Below are 17,051 nucleotides of genomic sequence, written 5' to 3'. Positions count from 1 at the left end.
CTTAGTTTGCCCCAGTGTAGATGCGGGACCAGTCGTTGGCCATATCAACAATGACCCATCCCATATCCGGGCCTTTGTCCAACCCATCGACCAGCCGTCCAATCGGGCTTTCGCGGTCGTAGGCCCATTCACGATCCGCATCAGTGTGATGGATCAAAACGCCCAGCCGTGGCCCGTCGCCTGCGGTGGTCCATTCAAGCATGGCAAAATCCCCGTCCGAGTTTCCCCCGGCAAATATGGGGCGCTTGCCGATGGTGCGCTCGATATTGATAGGTTTGCCTTCTTTATCATCGATGAAGGCGATGCCGGGGGCCTTGTTGATTACAGGCGTGCCGTCCACATTGTCATACGTGGTCTCACCATAGGTGCCCAGAATCTGTTCGGGCGGGATGCCATAGGCCTGTTCGGCGAAGACACGCATGAAATGCAGGCCTCCGCCTGAAACGATATAAGTTTTGAAATCCTCATCCCGCAGATAGCGCAACAGCTCGACCATCGGCTGATAGGTCATCTGGTCGTAGGGCAGATCGGTCTCGGGATGTCGTGCAGTGTCCAGCCAATCGGCCACCGACGCCTGAAATACTTCAACGCTGCTGCCGGAATGCGATGCGTTGACCACTTCGATCAGAGCGTCGTGCCCGCCTTCCAGAATGGTTTTCAGATCACCTTCAGCAGCCGCTTTCAGCGCTGGGGTCGATAAGATCGATGGGTCTTGTTTAGCAAGCTCTGCCAGTTGGTCCATGGCAAATATGAACTGAAAATAGACCGGTTGTTCGGCCCAGAGCGTGCCGTCATTGTCAAACACCGCAATCCGGTCGACGGGAGTGACATAGAGTTCATTCGCCGGGTCGCTGACCGCGTCAACAAAGTCGATGATCTGCTGTTTTGATGCTGAGTCGGTCCAGCTGGGCAGGGGGTCTGCGAACGCCACTAAGGGGACGGTGGCTATAAACGCCGTGAGTTTGAGAAATCTCATTTAATAGCCTCTGATACTGGAAAAAGGGGCCGCGCTTTACGGCGGCCCCTGTCTTGTTTTCTAGTTCGAAGTCGGTGTGGCCAATTTCTGCATTACCTGATCCAGGCTGAAGCTCGCCGCCTTCTGACGTGGTGGGAATTCTTGGAAAGTACTCAGGAAACTCGCCACATATTGCTGCGCCGGTACTAGGAAATACACCCGGTCGATCATCCAGTCGTAGTATGTGTTGGATGTACGGTATCCACGCTCATAAGGGTCGCGGCGCAAATTCACGATGATCGGCACGCGCAGTTCTGTGAATGGTTCCATCCATGCGCGCAGGGTGGCCCATGCTTTTTGCTCCAAAAAGATCAGCTTCCAGTCGTCAAAACGCAAAGCAGACAGGTCGCCGTCATCCGTGAAATAAAAGATTTCACGGCGGGGGCTTTCAGTGGTCTCACCAGTCAGCAGTGGCAATATGTTGTAGCCATCCAGATGCACTTTGTAGTCGCGACCCATGGCAGGTGAGGAATAGCCGGCTTTCAGCTTTTCCTTGATTTCGGGGTCGCCAGCGACCGCCAGATAGGTGGGCAGCCAATCCATGTGATGCACGATTTCGTTCGAGATCGAACCCGCTTCGATCTTACCGGGCCAACGCACCATGGATGGTACGCGCCAGCCGCCTTCCCAGTTGGTATTCTTTTCGCCCCAGAACGGTGTCGAAGCGGCATCCGGCCAAGTGTTGTAATGCGGGCCGTTATCGGTGGAATAATGAACGATAGTGTTGTCGGCGATGCCGAGTTCGTCCAGCAGATCAAGCAGTTGGCCGACCTGAATGTCATGTTCGATCATGCCCGCCGTGTATTCATCGGCCGGACTACCTAGGATTTCGTTGGCTGTTTCGCGCATTTCTTCCCCGACATGGGTGCGGAAATGCATGCGTGTGCCATTCCACCAGACATAGAATGGTGTGCCGTTCTGGTTGGCCTCACGAATGAACTCAACGGCAGCTTCCAGGGTTTCCTGATCCACCGTTTCCATGCGTTTGCGTGTCAGTGGACCGGTGTCTTCGATGGGGCCGCCTGCGCTGGACTTGATCACACCGCGCGGACCATAGGCCTCGCGGAACGTGCGCCCGTCGGGCAGAACCGCGTCCCCGGGATAATCTTCATGCTCGGGTTCTTCTTCGGCATTGAGGTGATAGAGATTCCCAAAAAACTCATCAAATCCGTGATTTGTCGGCAGATGCTCATCCCGGTCGCCCAGGTGGTTCTTGCCAAACTGGCCGGTCACGTACCCATGATCCTTAAGCAACCCTGCAATCGTGGGGTCTTCGATCTGCATCCCTTCTTTAGCGCCAGGCAAGCCAACCTTGGACAGTCCAGTCCGGAACACCGATTGGCCCATGATGTAAGATGAGCGGCCAGCTGTGCAGGATTGCTCGCCATAATAATCGGTGAAGATCATGCCTTCATCGGCGACCCTGTCGATATTGGGGGTCTGGTATCCCATAAGGCCCATTGTGTAGGCCGAAATGTTGGATTGGCCGATGTCATCGCCCCAAATGACCAAAATGTTGGGTTTTTGATCCTGCGCCCATGCGGGCAGTGCGACCAGAACGGCAATCGACGCTGCTGCGGTACGGCGCAGTCCGATACGCCAGCTTTCCAAGAACCGGGTTGTAGTTAACATGTTTTACTCCTGAACTTGTGGACAATTTGTCCCTGTGAACTATCTGAGACTTGTGTCCAGAATAGGATTAGTTGCAGTCGTTAAGCATTGGATATCCCGCGAAAATAGCCAGATTGCGGGATTCGTGTGTAAGTAATGTAGGCCAGTGAGCCTGATTGAAATTTATCATATGATGAAGTTTAAATATATAGATGGCATTAATTGAAACTGATCTAGACGCGCTGCAGGAAAGTTCCTGGTTCAAAACCAGATCTCCCGCCTTTCAGGATGCTCTGATGCGCAGCGCCGTGCGCCGAACTTACGGTGCTGACGAAGCTTTGTTTGTCCAGGGTGATCCCGCCAACGGGATTCACGCTGTATTGGATGGTAGTGTTAAGATCACCGTCCCCGCAGATGACGGTCAGGAATTTGTCATACACCAAGAGGGACGTGGCTTTTGGATCGGCGATCTCGCGTTGTTTGCGACTGCACATCGGCTGATCAGCGTGGTAGCGACTCGGCCAACCGAGACGCTTTTCTTTCCGGCCTCGCGGCTAGAACGCTTAGTGCAGGATTCTCCTGACTTTGTTCGGGATTTCTACGCCTTAAGTCATGAAAACATGCAAAAAGCCCTGCGTATCGTAGCCAATCTTGCGGTGACCGGCACCGAGAAACGTCTGGTTCTGAGGTTGCTGCATCTGGATGAGGTGACATCCGACGCAGAGGGTTGGATACCGGTTTCGCAGGAAGAGCTGGCGGCTATGATTGCAGTCTCTGCGCCAACGCTTCACCGAGCATTACACAGGCTTATCGAATTGGACTTGATCGAAGGCGGGTATGGTCGGCTGAGGTTGAAAGATCGACGCGCCCTCGTCGCTAGCTGTCAAAGTTGACGGACGTTCAAGCCGAATGTTCGGTTGACGACCGATCATCCTCACCGAGCCTTCCATCCAAAGACATCAAGATCGCGACAGGGCGCAGCGCGGGGATGTGGCTGAAGATGATCAGGATGCAGACGGTCAAAGGCACACTCAGGAACGCTCCGATCAGACCCCAGACCGTAGTCCAGAAGGTCAACGCCAAAATCACTAGGAAGGTCGACATGTTCAGCGATCGGCCCAGCATAGCCGGATCCAGAAAGTTGCCGATTAGAAACTGTAGTGTGCCGCACCCCAGAACGATCACGAGAAATGGCCCGATCGTCTCAAACTGAACCAGAGCGATCATTGCGGGAAAGATAACGGCAATGATCGAACCGATTGACGGGATGAAATTCAGGGCGAAAGTCAGCACGGCCCAGGTTTCAGCATATTCCAGACCCAGCGCTTTGAATACAGCGTAGCTGATGGTGGCGGTGATCAGACTGATAAATGTTTTCACGCCGACGTATCGCTGCAGGCTGTACGAAATCGCATCCAGAACCAAGGCCAGGTCAGCCCCCAGCCGTGGGTTGCCGGCGGCAAGCTGGATTTTCTTGCGAAAGGCTAACCGCTCGGCCATCAGAAAGGCGACATAGAGGCTGATTAGGAAGAACTGGTTAAGCAGTGATGTGGCGCTGCCCAGCAATATCCGAGCGACATAGGACATATCGATGCTGACCAGATTGTCTCGGATAAAACTTGTGACATCATTGCCGACCAACCCGGTAATTCTATGAACAGCCCCGTCAAACTGGCTTTCGTAGGTGTTGATCGAGCGTGCAAACTGCGTGGCCTGACTGCCCAGAATGTACATGATCATGAACAAACCGGCCAATACAACTGTTACTCCCGCGACATTCGCCAACCAGATTGGCACCCGCGTCACTGCAATGACCCGGTCGCTAAGGGCCAGGATCAGCACGTTGACCAGTAACGCCATGGTCAACGGCACCAGAAAGTTTGCCCCTGCATAGAGGCCAAGCACCATTAGCGTGGCCACGATCGCTACATCCCGCAATACGCTCAGTTGCGGACGCGCACGGGATGGGCTGTTTTCTGGGTCAGAGGTCATAAGATGGCCTTGGTCTGAGTGCTGCCTGGATGTGTTTTGATTGATCCTGCACAGGCTGGCGGGTTTATGCAATCCATACAGAAGGTTATACGCATGAAATCGGTGGCCTGATCCGATTGGCGGTTCTGCCAAAGGAAAAGGCAGGCTAGGCTAGCGCAATGCCAACTGTTTTGATTCCCTCGTTCGGCCAATTCCTGCGTGCGCTCTGGCTTGCTGTGCGCCGATTTAATGACAAAAACGGCTTCGTCATGAGCAGCCACGTCGCCATGTCGTTGATGATGGCCCTGTTTCCATTCGTTCTGTTCACGGTTGCGCTGGCAGGGGCCTTGTCACAGGGCTATGTGACCGATGAACTGATCGAACTGATATTTGGCGCCTGGCCCAAAGACGTGGCCGATCCCATCGTTTCAGAACTGCGTGCTGTTCTGGCCGGTGCGGGCTCGGGCGTGATCACTTTGGGTGGCTTGTTGGCGATCTACTTTGCCTCGAACGGAGTCGCCGCCGTGCGAAAGGCGATGGCGCAGGCCTATCACGACACGGACAATTGGCCCTTCTGGAAGACCCGACTGCTGTGCTTTGTGCTGGTCATAATCGGCGGTGCTGCCATTCTGGCCATCGCGGCGGTCGAAGTCGTTCTGCCGGTCTATACCCGTTTGGTTTCGGAAAAGACGGCAGTGGATGTGGACAACTGGCTGTCGGTGGATCGTCTGCGATGGACCTTTACCGTGGCTGTCCCCGCTGGCACCGTTCTTTTGGCCCATCTGATCTTGCCCACCCGACGGCACAGCCTACTACAAATCTTGCCGGGCGTAATCCTGACATTGGCTTTGTGGGCTGCAGGTGGATGGGGCTTTTCAATCTACATCGCCAAGTTTGCGACCTATAGCGCGACGTATGCCGGGCTTGCAGGAGCAATGGCAGCGCTGATTTTCCTGTACTTATGCTCGGCCATGCTGATCCTCGGGGCCGAATACAACGGTGCGCTGATCGATTTGCAAAACGAAGAGGGGCAATGATGTATCTCCGCGCTATCGTGATGACCGCGATCCTTTGGGCGACCGCGCAGCAGTCGCAGGCGCAGGACTATGTTGGATCAGACGCGTGCTCGGATTGTCATAAGGAAGAAACCGAAGCCTGGGAAAGCTCATACCATGCGCTTGCCTGGACCGAGGTGGAGGACGGCCATGTTCAGGCTGATTTCGATGGAACACGATTCTCGCATGATGGAATGAGCGTGGCCTTTGCGGATCAAGATGGAGCTCTTACGGCGCAGGTCACCGAAAAAGACGGCGTTACAACGACCTATCCGGTACATTCAGTGGTTGGTATCGCGCCGCTACAGCAATATCTTTTCGAAACCGAACCCGGCCGGTTGCAGAGTTTCGACGTTGTTTGGGACGTCGAAAAGGGCCGTTGGTTTCACCTTTATCCAGATCAGGATCTGCCTCCGAATGATGGGCTGCACTGGACCGGTCCGTACAAAAGCTGGAACGCCCGCTGTGCCGAGTGTCACGCGACCGGTTATGTGAAGAACTACGACTCTGAGGAAAGGCGCTATGCCTCGACACAGGTCGAAATTGGTGTCGGGTGCGAGGCTTGCCACGGGCCGGGTTCTGCGCATTTGGAGTGGACGACCGGAAAAGTGTTGCAAGACGGTTTGAGCGAGTTCGGATTCTCTACGACATGGGGCAGGGGGCTGACAGAAGCGGAAATTCAGCAATGCGCCGGCTGTCATTCCCGGCGCGAGGCGTTGGAAGATGGTAATCCGCTTCCCGGCAAGCCGTATCACGACGCCTATAACCTGGCGTTGCTGCGACCGGGTTTGTATCACCCAGATGGCCAGATTTTGGACGAGGTCTATGTTTATGGCTCATTCCTGCAGTCGCGCATGTATGCAGAAGGGGTGGGTTGTATGAATTGCCATGATCCGCACCGGGCTGAGGTAAAAGCCGAGGGTAATGGGTTGTGTACCCAATGCCACTCCCCCGCTGGCAACCCGGATTTCCCGACCCTTCGGCTGGCCGAATATGACACGCCCGTGCATCACCAACATGCTGAAAATTCTGCGGGTGCCCAATGCAAGAACTGCCACATGATCGAGCGTGTCTATATGGGTGTAGATGGCAGGCGCGATCACAGCTTCCGCATTCCCCGCCCTGATCTGGGGCTCGGAACTGATGCCTGCACCGATTGCCATGCGGATGAAGATCAGTCTTGGGCGGCGCAGCAGATTGAACTCTGGTTCCCGGAATCATCCTATAGAGTGGCGCATTATGGCACGACATTTGCTGCAGCAGGCAGTGGTCAATTGGACGACCCTGAAACGCTGGTCGCGATCGCTCTGGATGAAGGGCAGGCAGGTATCGTTCGCGCAACCGCTCTGTATTTGTTGCAACCTTTTGCAACGCCTGATCTTGCCGAGCGTCTGGCACCGTTGCTGGCCGATCCGGACCCACTGATACGTGCCAATGGACCGGTACTGCAGCGTCAGGTTCCTGCCCAGTTGCGCGCTTCGCGGTTAGAGCCGTTGTTATCCGACCCCATGCGCAATGTACGCATCTCGGCTGCGAAAGAGTTCTTATCGATCCCAGCGCAGGCCATGACGCAAGACCAACGCGCAAGCGCGCAGCAGGGTATGGCGGATTGGCAACGTAGCATTTCCAATCGTTTGGACTTTCCTGAGACCCATTTGGTGCTGGGTGGTTGGGCGCTTACGCTCAGAAACGCGCCGGCTGCAGAACGTGCATTCCGCGAGGTTGTAACGCTCGACCCGCAGCGCGTTGAGGCTTGGCCGATGCTGGTTCAACTTGCCCACATCAATCGCGGTGTTCAGGCTGCGTTGGCGACATTGGACGAGGCCTTGTCAGTGCTTCCCGATGATCCGAACTTAATGCAACTTGCGCAGGAACTCGGGAGATAGCTGGCATGGAACTGGCAGAATTGCGCCATCTTCGCGGCGCATTCTACGGTTAGCCAACCGGTATCAGCACTCGGATTGCTACAGGTGATGTATGCCGGATCGCACCGCTACCTTCGCAAAGCCGCTGACGGCGGCTCGTAAAACAACGCTTGACCAGCGTATTGAAGAGCTGCGCGCGCGCAAGCCTGTCGATATCAATCATGGCGAAGCACTATTGCTGCAAGGCATAGCTGCAGCGTCTCTGCGGAAACAGAGCATAGCGCCGGGAAAGATCGATCTGAATTAACGCCGCTTAACCCCGGAAGCCGGTGGCGACAACAAACTTCTCGGAACTATCAGAACGTGAGGCCGGAGGCTTCACATTGGCAACCTTGTTGAATTTCTGCTTGAGCAGTTTCTGAAGGTCCCCCTCAGCCCCGCCAGCAAGCACCTTGGCAACGAAAGTGCCCCCCTCTTCCAGCACGTCGAACGCGAAATAAGCCGCCGTTTCGCACAGGGCCATGATCCGCAGGTGGTCAGTCTGTTTGTGGCCCGAAGACGCAGCCGCCATATCAGACATGACCACGTCCGCTTTGCCACCCAGCCAGTCCTTGACCTTCTGATCGGCGTCATCTTCCATGAAATCAAGGACATGCGCGGTGGCACCGGCGACGGGCTCAACCTCTTGAAGGTCAACCCCCAGAACGGTGCCGACGCGCTTGCCGCTTTTCTCGCCGAGTGCATTGACGCGTTTCACGGCGACTTGCAGCCAGCCACCGGGCGCACAACCCAGATCGACCACGCGCGCGCCGGGTACGAGAAACCGGAACTTGTCGTCCAACTCAAGTATCTTGAATGCCGCGCGTCCGCGATAGCCTTCGACCTGCGCGCGTTTGACATAGGGGTCGTTCAACTGCCGTTCCAGCCAGCGGGTCGAGCTGAGCTTGCGCCCGCGCGCTGTCTTGACCTTCACCTTCAGGTCGCGTTGCCCGCGACCCGAGTTGCTTTTGCCAGTTGGTGTCTTCGCCATCAGAACGGTCCGTCTTCCAATACACCGTCCGCACTCATTTGCGCATAAAGCAAACCCTCGCGCAGCCCACGGTCCGCCACAGAAAGGCGATCGGTGGGCCAGCAGCGCAACAGCGCCTGCAAGATGGCCGAGCCGGACATGATCAGGGCCTGCCGATCTTCTCCGATCCGGGGATCACGGCGGCGCCCACGAGGGCCGAGTTCTAGATAGCCTCGTATCACCTTGTCAATCTGATCGCTGGTCATCCGCAATCCGTCCACCTTCGTCCGGTCATAGCGCTTGAGGCCAAGGTGTGAGGCGGCGACAGTGGTCACCGTTCCGCTGGTGCCCACAATCTGAAACCCTTCGCGGGCCTGTTCATCCTTGTAAGGTGCGAAATCGGCCAGATTTTCTTCGAAAAACCAGCTCATTAGCGCAAAACGCGCGGCATCGTCTTCGACGTCGTTGAACTGATCACGCAATGTTGCCACGCCCAGCGGGACGCTGATCCAATCAACCACTTTGGCCGCAGGGAAAGGGCTTTCAGGTGTGTGGAACCCGTTATGCAATCTCATAATCGCGGCAGGCCGATCCCGACGAGGAACAGAGGAGATGTCGATCCAGACCAATTCGGTTGAGCCGCCGCCGATATCGACGACCAACAATTGCTCGGTCTTGGTCGACACTAGCGGTGCACAGGAAATCACAGCCAGACGTGCTTCTTCCTCGGGCTGGATGATGTCGAGCGTCAGGCCGGTTTCGCGTTTAACTTGCCGGATGAAATCGCGTGAATTCTTGGCGCGACGGCAAGCCTCGGTTGCGATCAAGCGCATGCGCTTGACCTTGTTACGTTTGAGTTTTTGCTGACAAATCCGCAGCGCCTGTACGGTACGTGCCATGGACGCCCGCGACAACCGCCCGGTGCGTTCCAGACCGGCACCCAACTGCACCGATTTGGAGAAGCTGTCCACCACATGAAATCCACTGCCCTTGGGCTGGGCGATCAACATGCGGCAGCTATTTGTCCCCAAATCCAGTGCCGCATATAACGCATCTGGATCGGGTCTTGCCGGCGCGGGGCTTTCGACCGCTTTCGGGAACGCGCCCGCACCTCTGGGACGCTTGGGCGCCATCTTAAACGCCCTCCGATTTTCGAGTTACCCCGACCATAGGTCGCGCAATTGGATCACGCAAGACGCTCATTAAAGTCATTAGGATTTTGATGTTCGGTTTTGGCCACCAAGGCTTTAAAAGCTGCGGTACGCAGCCGTGGGCAAAAAGGTCGCTGCAAATACGCCGTATGTCGAAAATCGACCGACTTGGACCCACATTGAAGTTTAGAACCGGTCCATCTGGTTAGGAGGAATCACGGTAATGCCTGACGTCACCATCGTATATTGGCGCGATATTCCCGCCCAAGTCATCGTCGGCAAGGGCCGTCGTGGCGCTAAGCGGCAGTTGGAAGAGCGGTTTGAACAAGCCATCGACCGGGCCGCAATGAAGGTGAACGCCAAGGATAGTGATGCCTATCTGGCCGAGTGGCGCAAAGCCGAGCCTTTCGCAGTTGAGGGCGACCCGTCCGAAATTGCCGAAGCCGAGGCCGCGCGTTTGGAAACAGAGTACGATCAGGACCGTATCAAGACCCTGATCGCCAATGACGGTTGGGCATGAGCCCCAGATCTTTATGGGAGGCCGCTATGGCTTTGCTGAACTTCAAGAAACGTGATGCGGTCGAAAACGGCCCTGTGAACCCGACCGTCGAAGCCTTTTTGCAGGGCTACTCGATCGAGGTGATGCCGCGCACTGCAGAAAAGGTCGAAGATTTCCGCGCGCTGCTGCCAGAAGGCACCCGTGTCTACATCGCCCATATCGAGGGCACGCCAATCGAAGACATGGTCAAAACCGCCAAGCGTATCGCGGCCGAAGGTTACCCTGTCATGCCGCATTTCCCGGCACGGATCATCAAGGATGCCGCAACGCTGGAAAACTGGATTTCCATGTATCAGGGTGAAGCGGGTGTCGAGCAGGCGCTTCTGCTGGCCGGTGGGGTCGCCAAACCGCATGGTGATTTCGACAGCTCGATGCAGCTGCTGGAAACCGGACTGTTCGACAAGGCGGGGTTCAAGCGACTGCACGTAGCCGGTCACCCCGAAGGCAACAAGGATATCGATCCCGACGGCTCGACCAAGAATGTCGATGACGCGCTGCGCTGGAAGCAGAAGTTTTCGGAAACCACCGACGCCGAAATGGCGCTGGCCACTCAGTTTGCGTTCGACGCCAAGCCGATCATCGCTTGGGCAGATAGCCTGAAAGAAGCGGGTATTGATCTGCCGATCCATATCGGTATCGCGGGCCCGGCGAAGCTGCAGACGCTGATCAAATTCGCTATCGCCTGCGGCGTTGGTCCATCGCTGAAAGTCCTGCAGAAGCGCGCCATGGACGTGTCCAAGCTGCTGTTGCCTTACGAGCCAACCGATGTGGTCACCGAACTGGCCAATCACAAGGCAGCCAACCCGGATTTCAATATCACCAAGGTACACTTCTTCCCGCTGGGCGGGATCAAGACCAACGCCAACTGGGCGATCAACAACGGCGGCGCTTCGGCAAAGCCGGTTAACTCCTAAGGAACGGACATGACCCGTACAGTCGTAGAATCAAAAACAAAAACTGCCGTTCTGGGCTTTGACGAACCGTTCTGCGTTATCGGTGAGCGGATCAACCCAACGGGCCGCAAGAAACTGGCTGCCGAATTGGAAGCAGGCGATTTCTCGACAGTCGAAAAGGATGCTCTGGCGCAGGTCGCTGCAGGCGCGACCGTTCTGGATATCAACGCAGGTGTCGTCTACAACTCGAACCCCAACCCGAACGAGACCGAGCCGCCGCTGATGACCAAGATCGTCGAGCTGGTGCAGGGGCTTGTTGATGTACCGCTTTGCATCGATTCCTCGGTTCCGGGCGCTTTGGAAGCCGGTCTTGAGGCGGCGGAAGGTCGTCCGCTGTTGAACTCGGTCACCGGTGAAGAAGAGCGTCTGGAACTGGTTCTGCCACTGGTCAAGAAATACAACGTACCCGTTGTGGCGATCTCGAACGATGACACCGGAATCTCGGAAGACCCTGATGTGCGTTTTGCCGTTGCCAAAACCATCGTTGAGCGTGCAGCCGATCACGGCATCCCGGCTCATGACATCGTGGTCGATCCGCTGGTCATGCCGATTGGTGCGATGGCAACTGCTGGCCAGCAGGTGTTTGCTCTGGTCCGTCGTCTGCGGGAAGAGCTGGGCGTGAACACCACATGCGGTGCGTCCAACATCTCGTTCGGCCTGCCGAACCGTCACGGTATCAACAACGCCTTCCTGCCGATGGCAATGGGTGCTGGAATGACTTCGGCGATCATGAACCCGGTGGCTCTGCCGGTGACTCAGAAGAAGATTGCTGAAAAGAAAGAGGCCGTTGCTGCCGCCGGTATCATTCTGCCCGAGGATATGGACGACGAAACCTTTGTACAGATGTTCGGTCTGGGTTCGACCCTTCCGCGTGCGGGCAAAGAGATGGAGGCCATCCGCGCCGCCAACCTGCTGACCAACAACGACGCACATGGTGGTGAGTGGATCAGGTTCAACAAACCACCCGCCGAGGCCGGAGCCGAAGGCGAGGGTGCACGCGGACGTCGTGGCGGTGGTCGTCGTCGCCGCGCTTAAGGTAAATAAAACAATGAATTGGGCCGGATTTTTTGATCCGGCCTTTTCGATTCGTCAGCGTTTGTTGACCCTTGAACCCCATTAAAGAGCAGTGCTACTCAATGCCCAGCGGCGGGTATGATGTAATGGTAGCCTGTCAGCTTCCCAAGCTGAACGCGCGGGTTCGATTCCCGCTACCCGCTCCAATCATTCTGCGCGACGGGCCTGATAGAGGTTGATCATCGCCGGGATGAGGATCTCCGAACCAGACTTATACTGTCGGAACTCTTTTGCGACCGCTTCTTGAATAGCGTCAGTATCAGCCTCACTCCCTTCGAAATGAGCAACAACACGGCCCGCAGGACCAACACGTGTCACCAGCCTCGCCGTGCCTTCAACGCCGCCAAAACCCGTCAGGTTCACTGTGATCGCGTCGCCGGTTATTTCAGACAGCCCCGCTTGGGTCATCAGACCTTTGACATGGTCGATGTCGTGGAACGCCAGCGGCCCGGGCGCATAGCGGTCTACGCGGGGCGGTTGACCCATTCGCCGAACGGCGGCGACATGGGGTATCTTGAACCACGGGTTGACGTCCAATGGCCCCCAGGAAGCGAACGTCATTTGCCCACCGGGTTTCAGTGCCAAGGCGATGTTTCGGAATGCTGCGATCGAGTCGCTAAAGAACATGACACCAAACCGGGAGATTGCGGCATCCATTTGTCCGGGTTCAAACGCGTAGGTTTGCGCATCCGCGTGCTGAAAAGTGATAGTCTGTATCCCGTCGCTTTCAGCACGTTTGGCTGCGCGGTCCAGAAAGGGCTGTGAAATGTCAGCGGCCAGAACGTGCCCGTTCGGCCCTACCGCGCGGGCGGCAGCGATTGCGCTGACGCCCGTGCCACATCCGATATCCAGCACTTGCATACCCGCCGACAGGGCGGCCCGGTCCAGAACGAGATCAAGAACGGGCGCGAAGGCGTGGTCAAGCTGATCCTCATAGGTCAGCCATTTGGTGCCTTGTTCCGAGTTTCCCCAGAATTCCGCCTGTTCCTCGTTCACTGATGTCATGTTCGCCTCCTGTGGATGGGGCGACTATGACCTCCGGCGGCGTCGGCGGCCAGATTTTTCCTCATCCCCGCCGCCGGTATTGAAGGACGGAGCGGGCAGGGTGACGACCTGGGCCAATTCAGGGAACGGATCGGTTTTGTGCGGGATCGCATTGGCGGCGACGAAATGGTCCTGAAACTTGGGTTCGATTGCCGTTTCGACCTTGGTGATCTCGCGCACCACGCGTTCGATCTCGGCCCGCGATCCGATGTTACACAGCGCGATCCGGGCACCGGTTCCAGCGGCATTACCCGCGCTGGAGACCTTCTCGAGCGGTGCATCAGGGATCATACCCAGCACCATCGCGTGTTTGGTCGAAATATGCGCGCCGAAGGCACCGGCAAGTACCACGCGATCCACACGGTCAACCTCCATCTCATCCATTAGGAGACGCGCTCCGGCGTAGAGCGCGGATTTAGCCAACTGGATGGCACGGATATCACCCTGAGTTACCGTGATACGCGGACCGCCCTCGGCGCTGGCGTCGTGGATCAGATAGGAGTTGGTGCGGCCTTCGGGAACGCAACGCGGTGTGCCCGTCTGCGCGGCCGAGCCGATCAGCCCGCTTTCGTCCAGAAGACCTGCAATGCGCATCTCGGCCACGGCCTCGATAATGCCTGAGCCGCAGATACCGGTGATGCCCGTGGTGGCAATGTCCTGATCAAAGCCTTCGTCATTCGACCATTTCTCGGACCCGATCACGCGGAAACGCGGTTCTTTGGTGACAGGATCGATTTCGATTCGTTCAATCGCACCGGGCGCGGCTCTCTGGCCCGAGCTAATCTGGGCACCCTCAAATGCGGGGCCGGTGGGTGACGAACAGGCCAGAACGCGGTGGGTGTTGCCCAGCAAGATTTCCGCATTGGTACCCACATCCACGATCAGTACCAGATCGTCGGACTTGCCGGGTTCCTCGGATAGGGCAACGGCAGCGCAGTCCGCACCCACATGGCCCGCAATACACGGCAGGATGTAGACCTGCGCGCGTGGATTCATCGTGGTCAGGTCCATCTCATGCGCAGGAAGGGACATGCTTTCCGAAGTTGCCAACGCAAATGGGGCCTGACCCAGTTCAACCGGGTCCAGACCCAGCAGAAGGTGGTGCATGACCGGATTGCAGACGAACACCGTTTCAACGATCAAAGCGGCATCGATCCCGGCCTCATCAGCGATTGAAGTGGTCAGATCGTTGATCGCTTCGCGCACGGCCCGGGTCATTTCCTTGTCGCCACCGGGATTCATCATGGCGTAAGACACGCGGCTCATCAGGTCTTCGCCGAAACGAATTTGCGGGTTCATCAGGCCGGAAGAAGCCTTGACTTCACCGGTTTCCAGATCGGTCAGGTGCGCAGCGATGGTGGTCGAGCCGAGGTCGATAGCCAGACCGTAAAGCCCATGTTCGTGCAGGCCGGGCCAAATTTCGACGATACGGGCCACGTTGTCCTTGTGGCCTTTGTGGACGGCGACCGTGACCTCCCATTTCCCTTTGCGCAGCACTGGCTGCAGCTTGGACATCAGCGACAGATCAGCGGTAATCGCATCGATCTTCCATTGTTCGCGCAAGGCGCGTTCTAACCGTTCCAGATCGCCTGTGGGCGAGTGCATATCGGGTTGTTCCACCACCACGAAATACAGGCGTGTTGCAGGGTCCATGGTGATGGCGCGGGCGGCGGCGGCCTTGCGGACCACCTGACGGTGAACCTGGCTTTCAGGAGGCACGTCGATCACCACGTCACCCTGAACCGAGGCCTGACAGCCCAAACGGCGCCCGGGTTTCAAGCCTCGCTTGTCGTCATAACGCTGTTCAACCGCGTTCCACTCGCTCAGCGCGTCCTCCGAGACGGTCACGCCATGCTTGGGAAACTCGCCATAGCTGGGGGTGATCTGACATTTCGAACAAATACCGCGTCCACCGCAGACTGAATCAAGATCGACACCCAACTGGCGCGCTGCCGTCAGGATTGGCGTGCCAACGGGAAAGTGTCCGCGTTTGCCGGACGGGGTGAAAACGACAAGAGGATCGGTGGTCATGAATGGCTTGCCTTTGTATTCGCGCGTATGCCGGCGAACATATGGGTTTGAACGCAAAGGGAAAGGGCATTCAGCGGCACGTTTTGCATTGCTTGCGTCGTTTTCGGGCGTGGCAGAAGCCCGCGGGGGAAAACAACTTGGGTTCGGGGCTTTCCCTCGGGTGAAATCCATGCAATAGGGTCACCGTCAAACGGGCTTTTGCATGGGGTTATCAAATGCAGATTCGTGAGGCACTCACCTTCGACGACGTTCTTCTGGTTCCGGGCGCATCTTCTGTGCTGCCGGCAACCGCTGATACCACCACGCGCGTGACGCGTGAAATCACTATGAACATCCCGCTGCTCAGTTCGGCGATGGACACGGTGACCGAGGCGCGCATGGCCATCGCGATGGCACAAGCCGGAGGGATCGGAGTTGTGCACAAGAACCTCTCAGTCGAGGAACAGGCGCGTGAAATTCGTCGGGTAAAGCGGTTCGAATCCGGTATCGTCTATAACCCGGTCACGCTGCGCGCGGATCAAACATTGGCAGATGCTCAGGCTTTGGTAGAGCGCTACAACTTCACCGGCTTCCCGGTCGTTGAAGAAAGCGGTCGTGTCGTCGGCATTGTCACCAACCGAGATATGCGCTTTGCGACCTCGGATGACACGCCGATCAAAGCGATGATGACCTCTGACAATCTGGCGATGCTGCAAGAGCCCGCCGATCTGGAAGAGGCCAAAAGCCTCATGCGTGCGCGTCGGATCGAAAAATTGCTGGTCGTCGATGGCGAGGGCAAGCTGACAGGCTTACTGACGCTGAAAGATACCGAGCAGGCCGTGCTGAACCCTACAGCCTGCAAGGACCGGTTGGGCCGTCTGCGTGTGGCTGCTGCAACCTCGGTCGGAGACGCTGGGTTCGAGCGGTCAGAGCAGTTGGTCGATTCCGGGGTCGATATCATTGTTGTGGATACCGCACATGGTCATTCGCAAGGGGTTCTGGACGCGGTGAAACGTGCCAAGACGCTGTCGAACGAGGTTCAGATCATCGCCGGTAACGTCGCCACTGCCGAGGCCACCAAAGCGCTGATCGATGCAGGTGCAGACGCGATCAAAGTGGGCATCGGGCCCGGCTCGATCTGTACCACACGGATGGTCGCGGGTGTTGGCGTCCCTCAGTTGACGGCCATCATGGATTGTGCCGCTGCGGCGGGGGAAGTTCCGGTCATTGCTGATGGTGGCATCAAATTCTCGGGCGATTTCGCCAAGGCGATTGCGGCAGGGGCATCTTGCGCCATGGTGGGTTCGATGATTGCGGGCACGGATGAAAGCCCGGGCGAGGTGATCCTCTATCAAGGCCGCTCGTTCAAATCGTATCGCGGCATGGGCAGCCTGGGTGCGATGGCGCGTGGCTCGGCGGATCGCTATTTCCAGAAGGACGCCGCGAATGACAAGCTGGTGCCCGAAGGGATCGAAGGCCAGGTGCCGTATAAAGGGTCCGCAAGCGCTGTTGTGCACCAACTGGTTGGAGGTTTGCGCGCGGCGATGGGCTATACCGGTTGTGCCACCGTCGATGAGATGCGCCAGAACTGCAACTTTGTCAAAATCACTGGCGCAGGTTTGAAGGAAAGCCATGTGCATGACGTTCAGATCACACGGGAAAGCCCCAATTATCGCGTGATGTAAGTTTGTGAGACCCTTCAGGGGGTCTCTCGAAATTGATCGTGTAGACGAA

General features: G+C 57.0%; 15 protein-coding genes and 1 tRNA gene. 9 read left to right on the top strand and 7 right to left on the bottom strand.

Annotation, left to right across the window (positions count from 1 at the left end; translation table 11 throughout):
- Position 1: 1 nt before the first annotated feature.
- Positions 2 to 976 carry an HAD family hydrolase gene (locus ACR0AW_RS02905; RefSeq protein ID WP_170732262.1) on the bottom strand — a complete coding sequence of 325 codons (975 nt, stop codon included), beginning with the start codon at positions 974 to 976 and terminating at the stop codon, positions 2 to 4.
- A 60-nt stretch (positions 977 to 1,036) separates the two neighbouring features.
- Positions 1,037 to 2,647 carry an arylsulfatase gene (locus ACR0AW_RS02900; RefSeq protein WP_255612093.1) on the bottom strand — a complete coding sequence of 537 codons (1,611 nt, stop codon included), beginning with the start codon at positions 2,645 to 2,647 and terminating at the stop codon, positions 1,037 to 1,039.
- A gap of 191 nt (positions 2,648 to 2,838) precedes the next feature.
- Here ACR0AW_RS02900 and ACR0AW_RS02895 point away from each other — a divergent pair, with 191 nt between their 5' ends.
- Positions 2,839 to 3,519, top strand: coding sequence for a Crp/Fnr family transcriptional regulator (locus ACR0AW_RS02895; protein WP_170562640.1), 681 nt, complete (start codon positions 2,839 to 2,841; stop codon positions 3,517 to 3,519).
- Positions 3,520 to 3,526: 7 nt separating this feature from the next.
- Here ACR0AW_RS02895 and ACR0AW_RS02890 read toward each other — a convergent pair whose 3' ends face one another.
- Positions 3,527 to 4,618, bottom strand: a complete 1,092-nt coding sequence (locus tag ACR0AW_RS02890; protein ID WP_170393011.1) for an AI-2E family transporter — start codon at positions 4,616 to 4,618, stop codon at positions 3,527 to 3,529.
- Positions 4,619 to 4,776: 158 nt separating this feature from the next.
- Between ACR0AW_RS02890 and ACR0AW_RS02885 the strand changes: the two genes are divergently transcribed.
- The 3 genes from ACR0AW_RS02885 to ACR0AW_RS02875 all read left to right on the top strand — a co-directional run bounded on the left by ACR0AW_RS02885 (position 4,777) and on the right by ACR0AW_RS02875 (position 7,824).
- A complete protein-coding gene (locus ACR0AW_RS02885) occupies positions 4,777 to 5,634 on the top strand; it encodes a YihY/virulence factor BrkB family protein (RefSeq protein WP_170393012.1) in 858 nt (285 codons plus the stop codon).
- Complete coding sequence (locus tag ACR0AW_RS02880) at positions 5,634 to 7,538, top strand: cytochrome c3 family protein (protein WP_170732446.1); 1,905 nt, start codon at positions 5,634 to 5,636, stop codon at positions 7,536 to 7,538. Before ACR0AW_RS02885 ends, ACR0AW_RS02880 begins: the two co-directional genes overlap by 1 nt.
- 91 nt (positions 7,539 to 7,629) lie before the next feature.
- The gene (locus ACR0AW_RS02875; protein ID WP_170732261.1) at positions 7,630 to 7,824 is read left to right on the top strand and encodes a hypothetical protein; all 195 of its coding nucleotides are present in this window, start codon (positions 7,630 to 7,632) and stop codon (positions 7,822 to 7,824) included.
- A 6-nt stretch (positions 7,825 to 7,830) separates the two neighbouring features.
- Here ACR0AW_RS02875 and ACR0AW_RS02870 read toward each other — a convergent pair whose 3' ends face one another.
- Complete coding sequence (locus tag ACR0AW_RS02870) at positions 7,831 to 8,547, bottom strand: RlmE family RNA methyltransferase (protein ID WP_170610764.1); 717 nt, start codon at positions 8,545 to 8,547, stop codon at positions 7,831 to 7,833.
- Entirely contained in the window at positions 8,547 to 9,659 is a 1,113-nt protein-coding gene (locus ACR0AW_RS02865) for a Ppx/GppA phosphatase family protein (protein ID WP_170393015.1), read from the bottom strand. The genes ACR0AW_RS02870 and ACR0AW_RS02865 overlap by 1 nt, the downstream gene beginning before the upstream one ends.
- 241 nt (positions 9,660 to 9,900) lie before the next feature.
- Here ACR0AW_RS02865 and ACR0AW_RS02860 point away from each other — a divergent pair, with 241 nt between their 5' ends.
- The 4 genes from ACR0AW_RS02860 (at position 9,901) to ACR0AW_RS02845 (ending at position 12,409) form a co-directional block, all read left to right on the top strand.
- Complete coding sequence (locus ACR0AW_RS02860; RefSeq protein ID WP_170393016.1) at positions 9,901 to 10,197, top strand: virulence factor; 297 nt, start codon at positions 9,901 to 9,903, stop codon at positions 10,195 to 10,197.
- A 26-nt stretch (positions 10,198 to 10,223) separates the two neighbouring features.
- On the top strand, positions 10,224 to 11,150 hold the full coding sequence (locus ACR0AW_RS02855; protein ID WP_170393017.1) for a methylenetetrahydrofolate reductase: 927 nt from the start codon (positions 10,224 to 10,226) through the stop codon (positions 11,148 to 11,150).
- A 9-nt stretch (positions 11,151 to 11,159) separates the two neighbouring features.
- Positions 11,160 to 12,224: a methyltetrahydrofolate cobalamin methyltransferase gene (locus ACR0AW_RS02850; protein WP_170393018.1), complete on the top strand. Its 1,065-nt coding sequence runs from the start codon at positions 11,160 to 11,162 to the stop codon at positions 12,222 to 12,224.
- Between the two features lie 111 nt (positions 12,225 to 12,335).
- Positions 12,336 to 12,409: transfer RNA gene (locus ACR0AW_RS02845), tRNA-Gly, on the top strand.
- Between the two features lies 1 nt (position 12,410).
- On the opposite strand, the gene ACR0AW_RS02840 is transcribed toward ACR0AW_RS02845, so the two are convergent.
- Positions 12,411 to 13,268 (bottom strand): class I SAM-dependent methyltransferase, encoded by an 858-nt coding sequence (locus ACR0AW_RS02840; RefSeq protein WP_170732259.1) that lies wholly within the window; start codon positions 13,266 to 13,268, stop codon positions 12,411 to 12,413.
- Between the two features lie 24 nt (positions 13,269 to 13,292).
- The gene (locus ACR0AW_RS02835; RefSeq protein WP_170732258.1) at positions 13,293 to 15,338 is read right to left on the bottom strand and encodes an ASKHA domain-containing protein; all 2,046 of its coding nucleotides are present in this window, start codon (positions 15,336 to 15,338) and stop codon (positions 13,293 to 13,295) included.
- A gap of 215 nt (positions 15,339 to 15,553) precedes the next feature.
- Here ACR0AW_RS02835 and guaB point away from each other — a divergent pair, with 215 nt between their 5' ends.
- Positions 15,554 to 17,002 (top strand): IMP dehydrogenase, encoded by a 1,449-nt coding sequence (gene guaB / locus ACR0AW_RS02830; RefSeq protein ID WP_170405866.1) that lies wholly within the window; start codon positions 15,554 to 15,556, stop codon positions 17,000 to 17,002.
- Positions 17,003 to 17,051 lie beyond the last annotated feature (49 nt).

The sequence above is a fragment of the Ruegeria sp. C5 genome, assembly GCF_056537605.1.
Note: the sequence above shows the minus strand (reverse complement) of the source record. Positions and strands in the feature narration are given on the sequence as shown.